General features: G+C 72.0%; 4 protein-coding genes. 3 read left to right on the plus strand and 1 reads right to left on the minus strand.

The annotated features are described in order from the left end of the window. Window positions 1-160: 160 nt before the first annotated feature. Complete coding sequence (locus L2I40_RS19565; RefSeq protein ID WP_237216860.1) at window positions 161-1,078, plus strand: NAD(P)/FAD-dependent oxidoreductase; 918 nt, start codon at window positions 161-163, stop codon at window positions 1,076-1,078. Between the two features lie 85 nt (window positions 1,079-1,163). On the opposite strand, the gene L2I40_RS19570 is transcribed toward L2I40_RS19565, so the two are convergent. Beyond that, complete coding sequence (locus L2I40_RS19570) at window positions 1,164-1,601, minus strand: Lrp/AsnC family transcriptional regulator (protein WP_237216861.1); 438 nt, start codon at window positions 1,599-1,601, stop codon at window positions 1,164-1,166. A gap of 130 nt (window positions 1,602-1,731) precedes the next feature. On the opposite strand from L2I40_RS19570, the gene L2I40_RS19575 reads away from it, so the two are divergent. Both L2I40_RS19575 and ybaL read left to right on the plus strand, forming a co-directional pair. After that, window positions 1,732-2,991, plus strand: a complete 1,260-nt coding sequence (locus L2I40_RS19575) for a D-amino acid dehydrogenase (RefSeq protein WP_237216862.1) — start codon at window positions 1,732-1,734, stop codon at window positions 2,989-2,991. 98 nt (window positions 2,992-3,089) lie between these two features. Next, the coding region (ybaL, locus tag L2I40_RS19580) for a YbaL family putative K(+) efflux transporter (RefSeq protein ID WP_237216863.1) at window positions 3,090-4,362 on the plus strand (1,273 nt) is incomplete at its 3' end.

Genomic DNA, 4,362 nt, shown 5'->3' on the forward strand with positions numbered 1-4,362 from the left:
GAGGGTTAACCAGCCGGCAACGGCGGCGGCGGCGACCATCCAGGGGGTGGGCGGGGAGGGGCGTTGGGCCATGACCGGCTCCGTCGATGCGTCGCCCCTCGCAACGCCGCGTGCGGCCACCGGATGCAGCCGGCGCCGCCCGCGCCGCGTTGCGTCCCGGATGACGGACAAGCTCGATGCGCTGGTGGTCGGCGGCGGGCCGGCGGGATTGACCGCCGCGCTCTACCTCGCGCGGTTCCGCCGCCGCGTCATGGTGGCGGACGAGGGCGACCCGCGCGCCGCCTGGATCCCCTCGAGCCACAACATCCCGTTCTTCGCCGACGGCATCCCGGGGCCCGAGATCCTCCGCCGCCACCGCGCCGCGCTCGCGCCCTATGGCATCCGGGTGCTGCGCGCCCGCGTCGCCACGCTACGACGCGACGGCCGGGACTTCGTGGCGGAACTCGACGGCCATGCGCCGGTGCGGGCGCGTCATGTCCTGCTCGCCACCGGATCGCGCGACAACGAGCCGGATCTGCCCGACCTGCCCGACGCGGTGCGCCGCGGCCTGATCCGCTACTGCCCGGTCTGCGACGGCTACGAGAGCCGCGGGCAACGAATCGGCGTGATCGGCCACGGCGCGGGCGGTGCCGGCGAGGCCGCCTTCATCGCCCGCACCTATTCCGACGACATCACGCTGCTGACGCTCGGGCGGCCGATGGAGATCGACGCCGATAACCGCGCGACGCTGGATCGCCACCGCGTGCGGATCGTGGAGCGGCCGGTGACTGCGGTGGAGGTCCAGGGCGACCGCATCGCGGCGATCCGGATCGACGGACAGGAGTTGCGCTTCGACGTGCTCTATTCCGCCCTCGGCCTGCGCTACCGGACCGAGCTGGCGGATGCGCTCGGCGCCGCACGGGACGCGAAGGGCGCGCTGACGGTGGATGCGGGCATGATGACCTCCGTGCCCGGCCTCTACGCCGCGGGCGACATCGTGGCGGGCCTCGATCAGATCGTCGTCGGCATGTCCCATGCCGCCATCGCCGCGACCCGCATCCACAATGCCTGCGCGATGCGGACCGAGGACGAAGGTTAGCGCTCCCCCGTCCCTTCCCCGCATGCTGGGAAGGGTCGGGGTGGGGGTCGAAGCATCAGCGCCCCATCCGCGCCATCGCGCCACGTCACCCCCGGATCACCGTGCGGATCGCGAAGCTCGACTGGATGCGCGCCACGCCCGGCATGCGGCTCAGCGCCTCCTTGTGCAGGCGCTCGTAATCCGCCGCGTCGCGCGCCTCGACGCGCAGCAGGTAGTCCGACATGCCCGTCATCAGGTGGCACTCGCGCACCTCCGGGCATTTTCGGACCGCATCCTCGAAGCGCCGCAGATGCTCGTCTGTCTGCCGCTCCAGCGTGATCTGCACGATCACCGTCACCGTGTCCTTCGCCGGCGGCTCGTCCAGCACCACCGTGTAGCCGCGGATCGGCCCCTGGCGCTCCAGCAGGCGCAGCCGCCGGAGGCAGGCGGAGGGCGAGAGACCCACCGCCTCGGCCAGCGCGGCGTTCGGCATCCGCCCGTCCCGGCGCAGTTCCCGTATGATCGCCCGGTCCACCTCATCCATGCGCAATATCCTGCGGAAACGCGCAATATCATGCGAGGATTTCGCTAGTTGCGCCAGTCCATGCGTCGGAATCGCCGGAAATCCACCGATCCTGCCGCCTATCCTGCGCCCGTCACGAGCGGAGGCTTCGATGCGCGTCCTGGTCCTCGGTTCCGGTGTCGTCGGCGTCGCCAGCGCCTGGTACCTCGCCCGCGCCGGCCATGAGGTGACGGTGCTGGACCGCCAGCCCGCGCCCGGCATGGAAACCAGCTTCGCCAATGCCGGCCAGGTCTCGCCCGGCTACTCCGCCCCCTGGGCTGCGCCGGGCATCCCCATCAAGGCGATGAAGTGGCTGATGATGCGCCACCGCCCGCTCGTGCTGTGGCCGAAGCTCGACGGCGGCCTCTACGCCTGGCTCGCCAAGATGCTCGCCAACTGCACCGAGGCCGCCTACGGCACCAACAAGGCGCGCATGGTGCGGCTCGCGGAATACTCCCGCGACTGCCTGCGCGACCTGCGCGCCGAGACCGGCATCCGCTACGACGAGCGGACCCGGGGCACGCTCCAGCTGTTCCGCACGCAGAAGCAGCTCGACGCGGTCGGCGCCGACATCGAGGTGCTGAAGGCCTTCGGCGTGCGCCACGCGCTGCTCGACCCCGCCGCCTGCGTCGCGGCCGAGCCCGCGCTCGGCCTCGTGCCCGGCAGGTTCGTCGGCGGCCTCCAGCTCCCGGGCGACGAGACGGGCGACGCCTTCCTCTTCACCCAGCGCCTCGCCGCGCTCGCCGCCGCCGCCGGCGTCACCTTCCGCCACGGCGTCACGATCCGCGGCCTGACCACGGAGGCCGGCGCCGTCACCGGCGTCGAGACGGACCAGGGCCGCGTCACTGCCGACCGCTACGTCGTCGCGATGGGCAGCTACACGCCGGCGCTGCTGCGCCCGCTGAACGTCCATGTCCCGGTCTATCCGGTGAAGGGCTACTCACTGACCCTGCCGGTCACCGACGAGGCGGCCGCGCCCGTCTCCACCGTGATGGACGAGACCTACAAGGTCGCGATCACGCGCCTCGGCGACCGCATCCGGGTCGGCGGCACGGCGGAGCTCGCCGGCTTCTCGCTGCGCCTGCGCAAGCCGCGGCGGGAGACGCTGGAGCATTCCGTCACCGACCTCTTCCCGCGCGGCGGCGACGTGGCGCAGGCCAGCTTCTGGACCGGCCTGCGGCCGATGACGCCGGACGGCACGCCGGTGGTCGGCCCGACGCGCTACGCGAACCTGTTCCTGAACACCGGCCACGGGACGCTGGGCTGGACCATGGCCTGCGGGTCGGGCCGCCTGCTGGCGGACCTCGTCACCGGCCGGACGCCGGAGATCGCCTCCGACGACCTCGCCCTGTCCCGCTACGCGGCGGCTTGATCTGGACTTTCCTTTCGGTGGCCATGTTTTCCGCAAGATTTCCGGTTGAAACCCTGCGCGTTGTGAACACCTAAGCTGACGAGCGCAGGGAGACGGAAATGCCGGGCCACGACACGCCGCTGATCGCGACGATCGCCGCCGGCTTCGTGCTCGCCTTCGTGCTCGGCATGCTGGCGCATCGCCTGCGCCTCTCGCCGCTCGTGGGCTATCTCGCCGCCGGCATCGCGGTCGGCCCCTTCACGCCGGGCTTCGTCGCCGACGCCAAGCTGGCGCACGAACTCGCCGAGATCGGCGTCATCCTCCTGATGTTCGGCGTCGGCCTGCACTTCTCCTTCAAGGAGCTGATGGAGGTGCGGGCCATCGCGGTCCCCGGCGCGGTGGCGCAGATCGCCGTCGCGACGCTGCTCGGCATGGGCCTCGCCTGGACGCTCGGCTGGGGCATCGGCGCCGGGGTCGTCTTCGGCCTCGCCCTCTCCGTCGCCTCCACCGTCGTGCTGATCCGCGCCCTGCAGGAACGGCGCATCCTGGAGACGGAGCGCGGCCGCATCGCCGTCGGCTGGCTGATCGTCGAGGATCTGGCGATGGTCCTCGCCCTCGTGCTGCTGCCGGCCCTCGCGCCGCTGCTGACCGGCGGCGGATCGCTCTCGGCCGGCCAGGTGGCGACCACCGTCGGGCTGACGCTGCTGAAGGTCTCCGCCTTCGTCGCCGTCATGCTGATCGCCGGCCGCCGCCTGATCCCCTGGATCATGCACCACGCCGCGCATACCGGCTCGCGCGAGCTGTTCCGCCTCGCCGTCTATGCCATCGCGCTGGGGGTCGCCTTCGGCGCGGCCAAGCTCTTCGATGTCTCCTTCGCGCTGGGCGCCTTCTTCGCCGGCATGATGATGGCCGAGAGCCGCCTGTCCCAGCGCGCGGCGGAGGAAGCGCTGCCGCTGCGCGACGCCTTCGCCGTGCTGTTCTTCGTCTCGGTCGGCATGCTGTTCAACCCGGCCGTGCTGGTGGAGCAGCCGCTGGCCGTGCTCGCCACCGTGCTGATCATCGTCTTCGGCAAGTCGGTTGCGGCGTTCCTCATCGTGCGCGCCTTCGGCCATCCGGCCGGCACCGCCATCACCGTCTCGGCGGCGCTCGCGCAGATCGGCGAGTTCTCCTTCATCCTCGCCGGCCTCGGCGTCGCGCTCGCCATCCTGCCGCCCGAGGGACGCGACCTGATCCTGGCCGGCGCGATCCTCTCGATCCTGCTCAACCCCTTCCTCTTCGCCGCCGTGGAGCGCGGCCGGACGCGCCTGCTGACGCGCATCCGCTTCACCTCCGACGCGCCCGCGCAGCCCAAGGCCCCGGCGCCCGCGGCGCCCGCACCGACGCCGGCCGTGG

The sequence above is a fragment of the Falsiroseomonas oryziterrae genome (assembly GCF_021864505.1).
Lineage (GTDB): Bacteria > Pseudomonadota > Alphaproteobacteria > Acetobacterales > Acetobacteraceae > Falsiroseomonas > Falsiroseomonas oryziterrae.

Coding starts and splice junctions, on each gene's coding strand:
- L2I40_RS19565 (WP_237216860.1), top strand. CDS start 161: ATGACGGACAAGCTCGATGCGCTGGTGGTCGGCGGCGGGCCGGCGGGA.
- L2I40_RS19570 (WP_237216861.1), bottom strand. CDS start 1,601: ATGGATGAGGTGGACCGGGCGATCATACGGGAACTGCGCCGGGACGGG.
- L2I40_RS19575 (WP_237216862.1), top strand. CDS start 1,732: ATGCGCGTCCTGGTCCTCGGTTCCGGTGTCGTCGGCGTCGCCAGCGCC.